This is a genomic window from Paludibaculum fermentans (assembly GCF_051172195.1).
Lineage (GTDB): Bacteria > Acidobacteriota > Terriglobia > Bryobacterales > Bryobacteraceae > Paludibaculum > Paludibaculum fermentans_A.
The window spans coordinates 1,678,012-1,693,988 of record NZ_JBPJAQ010000001.1 but is presented as its reverse complement, the minus strand read 5'-3'; the positions used below and the strand labels follow the sequence as shown (position 1 = coordinate 1,693,988).

General features: G+C 66.6%; 12 protein-coding genes. 11 read left to right on the top strand and 1 reads right to left on the bottom strand.

Annotation, left to right across the window (positions count from 1 at the left end; genetic code table 11):
• The first annotated feature begins 5 nt into the window (after window positions 1-5).
• The 11 genes from ACR9Y2_RS06905 (at window position 6) to ACR9Y2_RS06855 (ending at window position 14,436) form a co-directional block, all read left to right on the top strand.
• On the top strand, window positions 6-923 hold the full coding sequence (locus ACR9Y2_RS06905; RefSeq protein ID WP_435040324.1) for a DMT family transporter: 918 nt from the start codon (window positions 6-8) through the stop codon (window positions 921-923).
• A complete protein-coding gene (locus ACR9Y2_RS06900; protein ID WP_435040323.1) occupies window positions 920-1,858 on the top strand; it encodes a dihydrodipicolinate synthase family protein in 939 nt (312 codons plus the stop codon). The genes ACR9Y2_RS06905 and ACR9Y2_RS06900 overlap by 4 nt, the downstream gene beginning before the upstream one ends.
• Window positions 1,855-2,637, top strand: a complete 783-nt coding sequence (locus ACR9Y2_RS06895; RefSeq protein ID WP_435040321.1) for a creatininase family protein — start codon at window positions 1,855-1,857, stop codon at window positions 2,635-2,637. Before ACR9Y2_RS06900 ends, ACR9Y2_RS06895 begins: the two co-directional genes overlap by 4 nt.
• Entirely contained in the window at window positions 2,630-3,625 is a 996-nt protein-coding gene (locus ACR9Y2_RS06890; RefSeq protein ID WP_435040320.1) for a 3-hydroxyacyl-CoA dehydrogenase family protein, read from the top strand. The genes ACR9Y2_RS06895 and ACR9Y2_RS06890 overlap by 8 nt, the downstream gene beginning before the upstream one ends.
• Window positions 3,622-4,752 carry a mandelate racemase/muconate lactonizing enzyme family protein gene (locus ACR9Y2_RS06885; protein WP_435040318.1) on the top strand — a complete coding sequence of 377 codons (1,131 nt, stop codon included), beginning with the start codon at window positions 3,622-3,624 and terminating at the stop codon, window positions 4,750-4,752. The genes ACR9Y2_RS06890 and ACR9Y2_RS06885 overlap by 4 nt, the downstream gene beginning before the upstream one ends.
• The gene (locus ACR9Y2_RS06880; RefSeq protein ID WP_435040317.1) at window positions 4,746-6,740 is read left to right on the top strand and encodes a glycoside hydrolase family 20 zincin-like fold domain-containing protein; all 1,995 of its coding nucleotides are present in this window, start codon (window positions 4,746-4,748) and stop codon (window positions 6,738-6,740) included. The genes ACR9Y2_RS06885 and ACR9Y2_RS06880 overlap by 7 nt, the downstream gene beginning before the upstream one ends.
• Window positions 6,741-6,833: 93 nt before the next feature.
• A complete protein-coding gene (locus ACR9Y2_RS06875; RefSeq protein WP_435040316.1) occupies window positions 6,834-8,675 on the top strand; it encodes a TPR end-of-group domain-containing protein in 1,842 nt (613 codons plus the stop codon).
• A gap of 153 nt (window positions 8,676-8,828) precedes the next feature.
• Entirely contained in the window at window positions 8,829-10,571 is a 1,743-nt protein-coding gene (locus ACR9Y2_RS06870) for a trypsin-like peptidase domain-containing protein (protein WP_435040315.1), read from the top strand.
• A gap of 36 nt (window positions 10,572-10,607) precedes the next feature.
• Window positions 10,608-11,807 (top strand): serine/threonine protein kinase, encoded by a 1,200-nt coding sequence (locus tag ACR9Y2_RS06865; RefSeq protein ID WP_435044825.1) that lies wholly within the window; start codon window positions 10,608-10,610, stop codon window positions 11,805-11,807.
• 11 nt (window positions 11,808-11,818) lie between these two features.
• Window positions 11,819-12,658 carry a protein phosphatase 2C domain-containing protein gene (locus tag ACR9Y2_RS06860; RefSeq protein WP_435040314.1) on the top strand — a complete coding sequence of 280 codons (840 nt, stop codon included), beginning with the start codon at window positions 11,819-11,821 and terminating at the stop codon, window positions 12,656-12,658.
• Complete coding sequence (locus tag ACR9Y2_RS06855) at window positions 12,655-14,436, top strand: serine/threonine protein kinase (protein WP_435040313.1); 1,782 nt, start codon at window positions 12,655-12,657, stop codon at window positions 14,434-14,436. Before ACR9Y2_RS06860 ends, ACR9Y2_RS06855 begins: the two co-directional genes overlap by 4 nt.
• Here ACR9Y2_RS06855 and ACR9Y2_RS06850 read toward each other — a convergent pair.
• The gene (locus tag ACR9Y2_RS06850; protein WP_435040312.1) at window positions 14,433-15,941 is read right to left on the bottom strand and encodes a PLP-dependent aminotransferase family protein; all 1,509 of its coding nucleotides are present in this window, start codon (window positions 15,939-15,941) and stop codon (window positions 14,433-14,435) included. The two genes, ACR9Y2_RS06855 and ACR9Y2_RS06850, sit on opposite strands and share 4 nt — an antisense overlap.
• Window positions 15,942-15,977: the final 36 nt, after the last annotated feature.

The window sequence follows — 15,977 nt, the reverse complement described above, 5'->3', positions numbered from 1 at the left end:
ACCGTATGCGCAATTTCGCGTTGCTGGCCCTGGTGAATCTCCTCTGGGCCATCCAGTTCCCTGCATCCCGAGTGGCGGCTCAGGAACTGCGCCCGCTCACACTCACCTGGTTCGCCATGCTCCTCGCCGCACTCCTCATGCTGCCGGTCGCCTGGGCGGAAAGCCGTCCCGCCGCGCCGCCCGGACGCTGGCCGGCCCGTCTGGCCCAGGTCCTCGTCCTCGGGCTCAGCGGCTCACTCGTCGCCCAGATGTGCCTCAACTGGGGCCTCGAACGCGCCCCCGCCTCCAACGCCTCCGTCATCAACCTGACAGTCCCCGTACTCATGACCGTTCTCGCCGCCCTGCTTCTCAGCGAACACATGAGCGCCGTCCGCTGGGCCGCCTTCGCCCTCTCCATCCCCGGAGTCCTCCTCTCCTCCGGCATCCACTGGAACGAAACCAGCTTCGTCGAAAGCCGCTACTTCCTCGGCAATATGCTCATCTTCCTCAGCTGCTGGGGCAGCGCCTTCTATAACGTCTACAGCAAGCGCGCCCTCGAGTGGCTCGGCCCCGCGCAACTCCTCGTCGCCACGTTCACCGTCTCGCTCATCGCCCTGTTGCCCGCCATGCTGTTCTACGAGCCCGGCCCCCTGCAGCGCCTCCAATCCGCTTCAACCCCAGCCCTCCTGGGCCTCATCATCATCGGAGCCTTCAGCCTCGCCCTGTCGATGTTCCTCTACTTCCGCGTCCTCGGTGAGGTCGACGCCACCCAAGCCTCCCTCTCCATCTATTTCCTGCCTGTCTTCGGAGTCCTGCTCTCCGGCCTGGCGCTCCACGAAACTGTCAGCTTCGCCCTCCTCGCCGGCGGCCTCCTGGTAGCCATCGGCGCCTGGCTCGTAACCATGCACGAACAGCGCTCCAAACGAACGGTGACCTCTTCATGACCTTTCAAATCGACGGCATTGTCCCCATCATTCCCACCCCCTTCGAAGCATCCGAGGAGATCTGCTGGACCGACCTCGATCTCCTCATCGACTTCGCCGTGGACGCCGGAGCCTGCGCCGTCTGTCTCCCCGCCTACGCCAGCGAGTTCTACAAACTCTCTGAGGACGAACGCCTCCAACTCACCAGCCACGCCGTCCAACGCGCCGCCGGACGCGTGCCCGTCATCGCCCAGGTGAACTACGCCTCCACCCGCCTCGCCATCGCCGCCGCCGCACGCGCCGTCGACGCCGGAGCCTCCGCCATCTGCTCCGCCGCCCCCCGCCAGTTCGCCCTCTCCGACGCCGATCTCCTCGACCACTTCGGAGCCCTGCTGTCCGCCGTCGAAGTCCCATTCATCCTCCAGGACTTCAACCCCGGCGGCGCCTCCATGTCCATACCCGCCATCGCCGAACTCAACCGCCGCCACCCCCAGTTCCGCTACATCAAGTTGGAGGAGCCCCGCCTCGCCGATAAGGTGGCCGCCATTCGCGACGCCACCTCCGGCAGCGTGGGCGTCCTCGAAGGCTGGGGCGGCATGTACACCCTCGAACTCGCTCCAGCCGGCATCGCCGGTGTGGTCCCCGGCCTCGGCCTCACCGATCTCCTGCGCAAGGTCTTCCTCCTGGCCCGTGCCGGCCGCCGCCGCGAAGCCCAACCCCTCTTCGAAGGCATCCTGCCTCAGATCCTCTACAGCCTCCAGAATATGGAGCTCTTCCATCACGCAGAAAAGCTCCTGCTCCAGGCTCGCGGCATCCTCCACAACGTCACGGTCCGCCGCGCCACCGTCCGGCCCAGCCAGCACGACCTTCAATACATCGCCCTCCTCAACGACCGCATCCTCCAATTGGTACAGGAACACGGCCTCGAACCCGCCACCCACGGAGCGCCCCGTTGAAACTGTCCGCCCTCACCTCCCCCGACGTCGCCCGCCTCGCACCCGGCGCCATCGCGGTCCTGCCCGTCGCCGCCGTCGAGCAGCACGGCCCGCACCTGCCCGTCACCACCGACACCGATCTCGTCACCGCCATTGCCAACGCCGCTGAGCAATCCCTGACCGATCGCATCATCCTCTGCCCCGCGCTGCCTTACGGCTCCAGCCACCATCACTCATCCTTCGCCGGAACGCTCAGCGTCAACCCGGATCTCTTCACGCGAATCATCATCGACCTCGTCCGGTCCCTCGAAGGCTCAGGCTTCCGCCTCATCGTCATCCTCAACGGCCACGGAGGCAACATCACCCCCGTTCGCCAGGCGCTCTCCCTCCTCGCCCAGGCGCCCGTCGCCGAAGTCGCGCTGGCGACCTACTGGGAACTGGCCGGAGCCCCCTTCGCGGGTCAGCCTCCCATGGAATCGCCGGCCCTCAGCCATGCCTGTGAGTACGAAACCAGCATGATGCTCCGCCTCGACGCCGCCCGCGTCCAAATGGACCGCGCCGCCCGACCCACTCGCCCGCCCGCCAACAACTACATCGGCTGGGAAGACGACGCCCCCTATCGCGGCGTTTCCATCGTCCGCCGCACCGAATTCCTCTCCAGCAACGGCTCCAGCGGCGAACCCCACAAAGCCACCGCCGCCAAGGGCGCGCACCTGCTCTCCGCCGCCACCGAAGCCCTCATCGAATTCCTGAATGACTTTGCCTCATGGCCACCCATGGAGGATCTACGCAATGCCTGAAAAACTGGACGTGGGCCGCATGCCCGCCGGTGTCGCCGGCCTCGGCCTGATGGGCGCCAGCATCACGGCGTGTCTTCTCTCTGCCGGACACCCTGTCACCGGTGTCGAAAAGGATCCAGGTCAGCGCTCCACAGCCCGCCGCCGCATCGCCGCGCTCCTCCGCAAAATGGGCCAGGAGAATCTCCTCCACGCCCCCGTCGACGAAGCCATGCAGCGCTTCCGCACCACCGGCGATGTCGCCGAACTCGGCGAATCCGAAATCGTCATCGAGTCCATCTCCGAGAACGGCGCGCAGAAGCAGCGCCTCATCGAGAGCATCGAAGATTCCGTCGGCCGCCATGTCCCCATCGGCTGCAACACCTCCGCTATCCCCATCTCCATCCTGCAGAAGGAGACCCGCCACCCCAGGCGCATCCTCGGCATCCATTGGGCCGAACCCGCCCACACCACGCGTTTCCTCGAGGTCATCTGCGGCAACGACACCTCGCCCGCTGTCGCCCGGCGCGTCCTCGCCCTCTCCCGCCACTGGGGCAAGGAGCCCACCTTCCTCCGCCGCGACATCCGCGGCTTCATCACCAACCGCTGCTTCTACGCCCTCATCCGCGAAGCGCTCTACCTCGTTGAAAACGGCTATGCCACCGTCGCCGATGTCGACCGCTCCCTTCGCAACGACCTCGGCTACTGGATCACCTTCGCCGGCCCCTTCCGCTTCATGGACCTCACCGGCCTCCCCGCCTACGCCACCGTCGCCAAGGACCTCTTCCCCGAACTCTCCAACGCCACCGAAGTGCCCGCCACTCTCAAACGCCTCGCCCAATCCGGCGCCAAGGGCGTCTCCAACGCGCGCGGCTTCTACAAATACCGCGACGGCCAGGCCGAACGCTGGGAGAAGCTCTTCCTCGACTTCAGCTACCGCATCCGCTCCCTAGCGCAGGAGTACCCCGAGGACATCGGCGATCGCCCCACGCCCAGAAGGAAAAAGACGTGAGCCTCACCATCCGCACCGCCACCGCCACGCCCGTCCGAGTCCCAGCCCGGCCCGACAGCCTGAACTCCCGCGAGGTCGACGACTCTGACGCCGACTTCGCCCGCCGCTTCCACACCGGCAAAACCTGGCAGGACTTCCCCTACGAAGTGAAGTGGATCATCCAACTCCAAGGCAGCGACGGCCGCGTCGGCATCGGTGAAACCTATCGCGCCGCCGATCCCGATCACGTCGAAGCCGCCCTCCAATCCGTCGTAGGCCGCGACGTCTTCACGCTCAACTGGCGCGCCCTGCCCGTCCCCCACGCCCGCGTCTACGACGCCATCGAATCCGCCATCCTCGACCTCGCCGGCCAAGCCCTCGACTTACCCGTCTACCAACTCCTCGGAGGTGCCTTCCGCCACTCCGTCGAGTGCAGCGGCTGGACCGGCCGCCGTACCCCCGCCGACGCTGCCCGCAAAGCCCACGAGGCCATGCAACGCGGCCACAGCGTCTTCAAGTTCAAGTGCTCTTCTGAAGATCCCGTCCGCGAATGGACCGAAGCCATCGAGGCCCGCTGCGGCCAGGGCATCCGCATCCTGCTCGACCCCAACCAGCGCTGGAACGACGTCCCCACCACCCTCCGCCTCATGCAAGGCGTCCGCCCAGAAACGATGTATGCCCTGGAAGACCCTGTCCTCCGCTCCGACCTCGCCGGCTTCCGCCAGCTCAAGTCGACCCTCGGCATCCCCCTCTACCTCCACGTCGCCCTGCCCTACGACCAGGACCCCGCCGACCTCCTCGCCGCTCTCCGCCTCGACGCCGTCGACGGCTTCAACTTCAACGGACCCATGTTCCGCTTCGTCGACCTCGCCTCCACCGCCGCCCTGGCCGGCCTCCCCTGTTGGCACGGCAGCGAAGTCGATCTCGGCATCCTCGAAGCCTCCGCCCTCCACGCCTGCGCTGCCGCCCCGTCCTGCACCATCCCCTCCGACATCTTCGGAGAACTCGTCCGCGAGGACGACCTCCTGGAAGCCCCCATCGTCTTCGAACGCGGCTTTGCCCAGGTCCCCCAAGGCCCCGGACTCGGTGTCCGCCTCGACCACTCGGCCCTGCGCCGCTACCAATCCGGAGAACCCCTCGAATGCTGACCCGTCTCGGCGCCGCCCTCCTCGCCGCTTCCACCTTCGTCCCAGCCCAGGACCTCCCCCTCCTCCCGCAGCCCCACTCCGTCCAACGCGGCGCCGGCGCCTTCAAACTCGTCCGGCCCACCATCGGCTTCGCCGCCAAACCAGACAAGGACGACGCCCTGGTCGAGCGCGCCCTGCGCGACATCCTCCAACAGGCCGGCATCCCCGCCACCTCATCCACCGTCGCCCCCGTCATCCTCCTCGAACGCACCACCAACCAGTCCTCCTGGCAATGGGACGACACCCCCGGCCCCAATTCCTCCGAAGCCTACTCACTCAAAATCACCCCCGCCCGAGTCCACCTGAAAGCCCCCACCGCCCGCGGCCTCTTCTACGCCGTCCAGACCCTGCGCCAGCTGCTCACCCCCGCCGCCACCTTGCCCGTGCTCGAAATCCACGACTGGCCCGCCATGCGCCTGCGCGGCTTCATGCTCGACCTCAGCCATGGCCCCTTCCCCAAATTCGAAGAGCTCAAACGCCAGCTCGACTTCCTCGCCCGCTGGAAGGCCAACCAGTTCTACCTCTACTCCGAAACCAACATCGAGCTCGACGGCTACCCGCTCCTCAGCGCCTCCGCCCGCCTCACCAAGGCCCAGGTCCGCGAACTTGTCGCCTACGCCCACGACCGCTTCATCGACGTCGTCCCCTGCGTCGAACTCTACGGCCACCTCCACGACCTCGCCCGCATCGAGACCTACTCCGCCCTCGCCGAAATGCCCCATGGCGGCGAGATCAACCCCCTCAACCCCCAAGCCCAGGCCCTCCTCCGCGACTGGGTCGACCAGCTCACCGCCCTCTTCCCCAGCCCCTGGTTCCACGTCGGCATGGATGAAACTTACGAGCTCGGCAAAGTCCCCGGCCGCCAGCTCGAGCCCGCCAAGGCCGGCGAAATCTACCTGCGCCATTTCCAGCAGGTCTCCTCCCTGGTCGCCGCCAAGGGCAAACGCGTCATGATCTGGGGCGACATCCTGCTCCAGCACCCTGAGGTCCTCCCGCGCGTACCCGCCGGCACCGTCGCCATCCCCTGGCGCTACTCCGACGAGCCCGATTACGACCGTTTCGTCGCCCCGCTCGCCGCCGCCAAGGTCAACTCCCTCCTCGGCTCCGGAGTCTGGAACTACTACGACGCCGTCCCCGATTTCGACCACACCCTCCGCAACGTCGACGGCCTCATCAAAAGCGCCCGCAAACACGGCTCCCTCGGCATCCTCCATACCGAGTGGACCGACTGCGGCCAGGTCCTCCTCCGCATGGCCGATCCCGCCGTCGCCTACGGCCCCATCGCCTCCTGGAATCACGAGACGCTCTCGCACGCCCAGGTCTACGATCGCTACGCCCGCCTCCTCCACCCCCGCCACCACACCGAGGTCAGCCGCATTCTGGCCATCGTCTCCGAATCCCAAAGCGCGCTGGAAAAGGCCCTCGGCACCCGTGTCTTCCAAACCCTCTGGGCCAACCCCCTCGACGCCCACCGCCTGGAACGAACCCGACCCCAGATCCCCGCCATCCGCCAGGCCCGCATCCAGGCCGAATCCGCCCAGGCCGACCTCCTGGCCCTCCTCAAACAAGGCCCCGACCCTTTCTACGAGGCCCTCCTCTACGGCGCCCGTCTCCTCGACTACATCGCCCTCCGCCAGCTCTACGCCCTCGAACTCGACGAGTTCCGCCAGGCCCTCGCCAACGACCCCAAACCCGCCACCTTCCGCCTCCTGTTCGGCATCGAAACCAGCGAATCCGATCACAGCCGCCTGTTCGACCTCATGGATGCCGCCGGCGAACTCCGCGCCCAACTGCGCACCCTCTGGCTCCGCGACTACCTGCCTTACCGCCTCGAAACCGCCATGGGCCGCTGGCAGGGCGAATTCGATCGCTGGCGGACCCTCCAGGAGAAGATCGCCCACCCTGCACGCAGCTATCGCGAAGGCGACCCGCCGCCCATTCTCCCCTAAGCCATTCCGTATTTACAGATCCGCAAACCTAATATTGATAAACTGGCCCCACCGGCATACCACCGGCTGCGCCTACGTTGGGAACCGCGTAGCATGGCATGGCTCCAGCCCATTTCGCGACCTGCCTCCGCTGATACCTCCCAGCCTTCGCCCGAGATCGTCCGCCTCCACCTCCAGCGAATCCTCGCCTCGCCGGAGTTCCTCAGCGCCGCCCGCCTCCAGCAGTTCCTCGTCTTCGTCGTCGAACAGAAACTCAACGGAGCCACCTCCGTCAAGGAGACCGAGGTGGCCATGCAGGTCTTCCGCCGCCCCTCCACCTTCGACCCTTCCGGTGACTCCGTCGTCCGCGTCGCCGCCAGCAACCTCCGCAGCCGCCTCCGCGACTACTACCTCGGCACCGGAGCCAACGACCCCCTCCGCATCGAGATCGCCAAGGGCAACTACCTGCCCGCCTTCCGCACTCAACCGGAGGGCCGCGCAACACGCCGTCTCTGGAAGCCCATCGCCCTCGCCGCCTGTGTCCTGCTGGTCGTCCTCGCCGCCGTCTGGTGGCGCTACTCCTCCTCCACCGGCCGCCACACCGCCTCCATCGCCGTACTCCCCTTTCTCAACCTCAGCAATAACCCCGAAACCGGCTACCTCGCCGACGGCTTCGTCGAGGAACTCACCACCACCCTCGCCCAGGTCGAAGGACTCAAGGTCGTCGCCCGCAGCTCCGCCTTCCAGTTCAAAGGCCGCAGCCCCGAAATCCGCTCCGCCGGCCGCCAACTTGGCGTCGAAACCATCCTCGAAGGCAGCCTCCGCACCGTCGGCCGACACATCCGCGTCAGCGCCCAGCTCATCAGTGTGGCCGACGGCTTCCACCTCTGGTCCCGCACCTGGGAGGCCGACGCCGGCAACTTGATCGGAGTCCAGGACGACCTCGCCCGCCAGGTTGCCGCCCAACTCGGCCTGCCCGGTCGCACCCGCGCCGTCCTCCCGCAAAACCCCGAAGCCTACAACGACTACTTGAAAGGCCAGTACGTCAAAGACCGCATCACTCCTGCCGAACTCGACCGCAGTGCCGCCCTCCTTCGCGACTCCATCCGCAAGGAGCCCGGCTACGCCCCCGCCCACGCCGCTCTCGGCGAAGTCTACGCCTCCCAGGCCTACTATCAGCTCACCCCCGACTGGTCCCTCATCGCCAAAGCTCGCCAGGAAGCCCAGCAGGCCCTCACCCTCGACAACCGCCTCGCCCACGCCCACGCCGTTCTCGCCTGGATCCAATTCTTCGCCGATTGGGACTGGGCCGGCAGCGAACTCAGCTTCCGCCGCGCCATCGCCCTCAACCCCAACCTCGCCCGCGCCCACGACTGGTACGCGCAGTACCTCACCTCCGCTACCCGCTTCGACGAAGCCCTCCTGGAAGCCCGTCGCGCCTTGAAGCTCGATCCCCTCAACTACCGCGTCAGCACCAACCTCAGCGTCGCCATGTACTGCGCGCGCCGCTACGATCAGGCCATCTGGCAGGCTCGCCAGGCCATGGAACTCAACCCTCACTTCCACCTCGCCCACACCGTCGCCGGAGCCAGCCTTCAGGAGAAACGCGAATACCGCCAGGCCGCCATGGAACTCGAGGCCGCCCTCCGCGACAATCCCGCCGACGCCGACACCGTCGCCCACCTCGCCGCCGTCCGCCTGGCCACCGGAGACAAACCCGCTGCCCTGAAACTCCTCGACACCCTCCTCCACTGGCCCCCGCCCACGCCGTGGTACGAACTCGCCTACGTCCACACCGCGCTCGGCGATCGGACCAAAGCCTTCGAAGCGCTCCACCGCGCCTGGTCCAGCCGTAGCAGCGACATGCCCTTTCTCAAGGCCGATCCCGCCTTCGAACCCCTCCGTAACGACCCCCGCTTCCGTCAGGTAGAGCAGAAAATGGGGCTCCTCCGCTAACCGGCAACTGCCGTGGAATCAATCACTTTAACGCGTTAACTACGTGTTCTAACTTCTTTCTTCTCCCTTTCACCGCCTAGACTCCATTTGTCGGGCGCGGCGCATTCGCCGCTCGCCCCCAAACCATGCGGCAGACATCTGCCGGGAGGATCTGTGGAAACGCGCATACTCATCAGAATTCGCAATGCCGCCAAGTCCGGCCAGACCGAGGAATTCTCCGCGGCCAAACACCCCGAACTCATCATCGGCCGCGATCCCGCCTGCGAACTCAGGTTCGACGCCGAAACCGACCTCGTCAGCCGCCGCCACGCCAAGATCACTCAGATCCCCGGCGATGCCCCCGGCTACACCGTCGCCGATCTCGGCAGCCGCAATGGCACCTTCGTCAACCATCAACGGATTTTCAGCGCCGTTACACTCAATTGCGGTGACGTCGTCCAGCTCGGCGCCGGCGGCCCCGAATTCGAATTCGACCTCGACCCCCGGCCCAACGAACTCGTCAAAGCCACTCGCCTCGCTGATAGCGTCGTCGTCAGCGCCGGCTCACACCTGCCCCCCACCCGCGAAGCCCCCTCCACGCCCGCACCCGGTGGTGTCGGCAAAGCCACGGTCGAACGCATGCTCGGCGAGACCAAACGCCAGTCCAATCGCATCCTCTACGCCGTCTCCGGAGCCTTGCTCCTGGCCGTCGCCGCCCTGGCCGCCTGGTTCTACTTCGCCCGCTCCAAGCCCACCGTCATCGTCCAGAAGATCGAGCAGAAACTCTCCCCCACCGGCCTCTCCGCCACCCAAATCGCCCAGAACAACACCGACGCTACCGTCGAGTTCGAAGTCGGCTGGAAACTCGTCGACATGGAAAGCGGCAAACAGCTCTTTCACGTCGTCGTCCCCAATCGCCAGGTCCTCCGCGACAAAGACGGGAAACCTGTCAAGGGCAAGGATGGCAAACCCCAGGAAGAGGAAATCGTCCAGGGCACCGGCGACTATCTGCCCGCCTTCATGATCCTCGACAACCGCCTCGAACCCGTCCTCACCACGGACGAAGGCGGCGGGAAGAACTTCCCCATCGGCGGCCGCCACTTCGGCAGCGGCTTTGTCGTCAGCAACGACGGCTTCATCCTCACCAACCGCCACGTCGCCGCCGCCTGGCACTCCTCCTACGGCTTCAGCAACGAACAGGTCCGCGCCGGACTTGTCCTCATCCCGGCCGAGCGCGGCATGCAGCGGAAGCCCATCCCCGTTCAACAATTCCCCCGGTCCTGGATCCCCGCTCAAGCCAAACTCGTGGTCGACGCCGGCTCCCTCCAGCAGATCCAGCCCAACGTCCTCAAAGGCAAAGCCCTCGAAGGCCGCAACGACTACCTCGACGTCGCCTTCGCCAAGAACCGCATCCGCATTCCCGCCAAACTCTCCCGTATCTCCGACCGCATGGACGTCGCCATGGTCAAGATCGACCTGCCCCAGACCTTGAAGAAGGTTGTCCTCAACGACAACTGGGAAACCATCAAAGTGGGCGACCCCGTCGTCATCCTTGGCTACCCGCAGGTCTCCTCCATGGTCCCCGTCATCGACGTCGCCGCCTCCCGCGACATCCTCAACCAGCAGGTCATCCAGAAGGAAGTCGCTGATCCCACCCTCTCCGCCGGCAACATCTCCCGCGTCGTGCGCGGCCAGGTCGTCGCCTCCGAAGGGGAACACTTTGGCGGCGACTTCTATCAGCTCACCATCAACTCCACCGGCCACGGCAACAGCGGCGGACCCATGTTCGACGATCAGGGCCGCGTCATCGGCATCTTCACCCTCGGCTGGACCGACCAGCAGGGCGCCACCGTCACCGGCTCCATCCCCATCCGCTACGGCATGGAGCTCATGGGCGTCCACCCCGCTGGACAGTAGCTTCTTCGCTTCCGAACGAGAGGACCCGTGGCTTCGATGCGCAATGCCTGGATTGGTGAGTACCATGTCGTCGACCTCATCGGCGCCGGCGGCATGGGGGAGGTGTACAAAGCCATCCACTCGCATCTGGGTCGCGTCATCGCCATCAAGGTCCTCTCGCCGGAGTTGGCCGACGGCGCCGCCCTCAAACGCTTCTACAGCGAGGCCGATATCCAGGCCAGCCTTCAGCATCCCGGCGTGGCCCAATACTTCGGCTTCTACGAATACGAGGGCCGTCCCTGCATCCTGATGGAGTTCGTCGAAGGCGAAACACTCGCCGCCCTCATCGCCCGCCGCGGGCCCCTGCCCGCCGGCGAAGCCGTTGATATCATCCGTGAGATCGCTGAAGTCGCCGCCCATTTCCACGCCCGCGGCGTCATCCACCGCGACCTCAAAACCAGCAACATCAAGATCACCCCGGCCGGCCAGGTCAAAATCCTCGACTTCGGCATCGCCCAGCATCAGCGCTCAGAACGCCTCACCCGCGCCGGGGCCGTCGCCGGCACGCCCACCACCCTCGCGCCCGAACAACTCCGGGCCGAACCCGTCACCCGCGCCACCGACGTCTGGCAACTCGGCATCCTGTTCTACGAGGTCCTCAGCGGCCGCCTCCCCTTCCAGGCGGATAGCAGCCAGGAAGTCTTCGCCCGCATCCTGTTCACCCCGTGTCCGGACATCACTGCCTGCCGGCCCGGCATTCCCCCCGATGTCGCCCGCATCGTCGCCACCTGCCTGGAGAAAGATCCGCTCCGGCGCTACCCCTCCGCCGCCGAGCTCCACCAGGCCCTCCACCGCTTGTCCGCCAAACCACCACAGCCGGCCCAGGCGCCCTCAGACCGGCCGTATAAGATCGTTATCGCCGCCGCCGTTGCTCTCCTGGCCATCCTGGCCGTCACTGCCGTCGCCATCCGTGGCGGGCGCCCCGCCAGGCCCCATCCAGCACCCGCCGTCGTCGAACAACCCGCCCAGCCGGATCTGAAATCCGTCACCGTCGACACCATGGACGGCGCCGCCGGCGTCTACAGGGATGGAATTTTGCTCGGAATGACGCCTTATCAGATAGGCGTTCGTCCTGGAGAAACCGTCAGTCTCGTGCTGCGCCGGGAGGGGTTTCAGGATCTCCCCATCCAGTTCGAACCGACGGAACGGAGCATTTACACCTACACGCTGCAAAGCCGGAAACGCCCCGGGCAGTAAGGAATCACGAGATGTCCTGGTTTTCGAAATGGACCGGTAAGAGGAAAGCTCCCGAAGCGGCGCTCCCGCACGCCTTGCCCCCGGCCAGCCTGCTGTCGGACCCCGGTTGCCATCGCTCCATCAACGAAGACTCGGCCCGCATCGTACTCGCCGGCGAACGCGGCCTCCTCCTCGTCGTCGCTGATGGCATGGGCGGCCACAAGGCCGGCGAAATCGCCAGCCAGACCGCCGTGGAAATCATCGAACGCGAATACCGCGGCTCGCACGGCTCGCCCGGCGAAGCTCTGGCGAAAGCCTTCCAACGAGCCCATTCCGAAATCCTCCGCCTCTCTTCGCACGACCCCGCCCTCTCCGGCATGGGCACCACCTGCACCGCCCTCGCCATCCTCGATCGCCAGGCCTGGGCCGCCCACGTCGGCGACAGCCGCCTCTACCTCGTCCGGGCCGGCACCATCTACCAGCTCTCCGAAGACCATACCCAGTGCATGGAACTGGTCCGCCTGGGCACGATGACCCTGGCCGAAGCCCGCAAGCATGAGGACCGCAACGTGCTCTGCCGCGCCATGGGGACACGGCCTACTCTCGAAGCGGCCATCTGGCCCACGCCCATGCCGGTCCAGGACGGAGATTGCTTCGTCCTTTGTTCCGACGGGCTCCACGATCTCATCAACGAAACTGAAATCCGCGATGTAGCCTCCGGGTTCGACCCCGAACTGGCTTGCGCTAAACTCATCCGGATGGCGCGCGACCGCGGCGGCTACGATAACATCACCGTCGCCATCGCGCACATGCCCGGCCCCGCGGAGTCCGCTTCCCTGAAGCCCACCCGCCAGCTCGAGGTAAACGAATGACAGCCAGAACGATTGGAAATTACCGCTTCACCCGTCAGTTGGGCGCCGGAGGCATGGGTGCCGTCTTCGAGGCCGTCGATGTCATGGTCGATCGCCGCGTCGCCATCAAAATGCTGCACAGCGAGATCGCCCGCCAGCCCGACCTCATCGAACGCTTCCGTGTCGAGGCCGCCACCCTCGCCAGGCTCAGTCACCCCTGCACGGCCACCCTCTTCAGCTTCTTCCGCGACGGCGAAGACTACTACATGGTCATGGAGTTCGTCCCCGGCCGCACCCTCGACCAGATCCTCAAGGCCTCCGGCCGCCTCCCGGTCGACTCAGCCATTTCCATCATCCAGCAGGTGCTGCAGGGCCTCGCCCATGCCCATAGCCTGGGGGTTCTTCACCGCGACATCAAACCCGCCAACATCATGATCTCCGACGACGGCCACGTCAAAGTCACAGACTTCGGCATCGCCCGCGTCCTCGGTTCCTCGCGCCTCACCCGTGTCGGTAGTGTCATCGGGACCCTCGAATACCTCGCTCCGGAACGCATCCGCTTCGAGGAGGCCGACAACCGGTCCGATCTCTACTCCACCGGCGTTGTCCTCTTCGAAACCTTGACCGGCTCTGCCCCCTTCCACGGTGAATCCGACCGGGCCGTTCTCCAGGCCCACCTCGAGCAGCCGCCGCCTTCCCTCCGGGTGCTTGGCGTCGACTGCGCACGCGAACTCGAGATCGTGGTGAACCGGGCTCTCGCCAAAAAGGCCAGCGACCGCTTCCAGTCAGCGGACGAATTCCGCGAAGCCCTGCTCGCCGTGCCGGTCGTCACGATCAAGCCCACGCGCCTCGCCAGCGTCGCCCCACCCGTCGCCGAAGCTCAACCTGCCGCACCCCCGATGGCGGAAACCCGGCTGGCGGCCACCGTTCAACCCGTTGCTCAACCTTCACGGAAATCCCAGTTGCCCCTTCTTGCGGGCGTCCTTTCCATCGCCGTGGTCGCCGCCGCGGCCGGCGTCTGGGTCTTGCAGCACTCCACGCAGACGACCGCGCCGCCGCCGCCTCCGGTCGAGGTGGTCCGCAATCAGCCGCCACCCCCGCCCCCCCAGCCTCAGCCCGAGCCCGCACTTCCGCCCGGCTTGCTCGATTCGCCGGCCTCCATCGCCCCGGCCGGCAGCATCACCCCCATCCTGAACGAACCCGCACCCAGCGCCCCCGTCCAACCCCAGGCGCCCAATCGCCCAGCCCTCACCCCCGAGCCGCGTAAGAAGGTCGCCCTCCCTCCGCTCACCGCCGCCGTGCCCGAAACGAAGCCATCTGAACCCGCCGAACGGCCGCGCCCCGCCGCTCCACCTCCCGTCGACACTCCGGCCCCGGCCCCAGTCGCGGCGCCCACTCCCGCTGCACCGGCCAAACCCACCGTGCGCGCCCTCCGCGACGTCCGCACCATCTTCGTCGAAAAGATGCAGAACGACCTCGACGTCTACCTCAAGATCGAAATCGCTGAGCAGTTGGCCGGCTTCCTCTCCGTGGTCCAGCACAAGGACGAAGCGGACGCCGTCCTCAGCGGCAAAAGCGAAGAGACCGCCACCACTGGCTCGAAAGTCACCGGAGGCTACCTGGGCATCAAGGACCAGGCCCGCGGCGCCGTCACCCTCCGCGCCGGCCATCTCGACCTCTGGTCCGGAGAAGCCGGCGACAAGTCCCTCCTCATCGGAGCCGTCAAACGCGGCGGCAGCCGCAAAGTCGCTGAACGCCTCGTCGGCAACCTGAAGAAAGCCATCAAATCCACCCGCTAGCGCGCCGTCCGGCGCGGCCTCCGCACCCGCGCCCACTCCTCTTCCAGCGCCAGCCCCAACGCCTCCACCCCGCGCCGGATCTCCCTGGTATCGATCGCCGCGAAGCCCAATTGCAGCCCTTCCGCCACCCCTTCACCGTGGCTGTACTCGCTCAGCGGCACCACGTCAACATGGCGCCGGGCCGCCGCCACACGCACAGCCGCGCCCTCCAGACCGGTCCGCAGCCACCCCGCGGTCTGCAAACCAGCCTCGACATCCGAGATCGCCAGCAGGCCGCCCAACCGCGCCCGGGCGCACTCCAGCAGCACCGCCACCCGCTCCGCATAGATCGTCCGCATCCGCCGCAGATGCCGCCCGAAATGCCCCTCCGCGATGAAGTCGCTCAGCACCGCCTGCTCCAGCACCGGCGCGTGCCGGCTCGTCACCGAGATCGCCGCCGAGAACACCTCCACCAGGTCCGGTGGCAACACCAGGTAACCCAGCCGCAGCGAAGGGAACAGGACCTTGCTGAAGCTGCCGGTGAACAGCACCAGCCCATGCCGGTCCAATCCCTGCAGCGCCGGCACCGGCCGCCCCGAGTAGCGGTATTCACTGTCGTAGTCGTCCTCCAGGATCACGGCCCTGTTCTTCCTCGCCCATTCCAGCAACTGCAGCCGCCGCGCCAGGCTCATCGTGAGGCCCAATGGAAACTGGTGCCCCGGCGTGATGTACACCAGCCGCGCACCCTTCAGCGCCGCCGTGTCCATCTTCAGCCCCTCGTCATCCAGCCCGATCCCTTCCACCTGCGCACCCATCGCTTCGAACATCGCCCGCGCGCCGGTGTACCCCGGATTCTCCATGCACACCCGGTCGCCGGCGTTCACCAGCACCCGCGCCGTCAAATCCAGCGCCTCCTGCACGCCGCTCAGGATCGCCACCTGCTCCGGCACGCACTGCACCCCGCGCGACGTGCTCAGGTAATCGGCCACCGCCCGCCGCAGCGGCAGGTACCCCAGTGCATCGCACCCCAGCAGAAGCTGTGTCGACACCCGCCGCAGCCGCCGCGCCGCCACCTGCGCCCACAGCGTAGCGGGAAACAGATCCAGGGCCGGCACGTTCGGCCGGAACGCACGCGTCGGCCGCGCCTCGAGGTTCGAGAAGAGCTGCACCCTTCGCCCATAGTCGGACACCGCCCGCGCCGGTTTCGAAGTCCGCGCCGGCTGCTTCGATTCGCCGCGGGCCGTCTCCAGCAGTTGTTCCGGCAGCACCTGGCTCACCCGCGTCCCCGATCCCACCGCCCCTTCCAGATACCCCTCGGCCTTCAGTTGCTCGAACGCATGCACGATCGTCCCGCGAGACAACCCATACTCCGCCGCCAGCTCCCGCGTCGCCGGCAGACGCGAACCGGGCCGCAGCCGTCCGTCCAGAATCGCACTCCGCAAAGCGCTATACAGCCAGCGGTAAGCCGCGGTCTTCGCCGTCCGCGCCGGCAGCACCAGCCCAAATGTTGTGGCCGTCTTCGACATCAAATTGGTACAGCGACAATAACATAAATGGTCCTG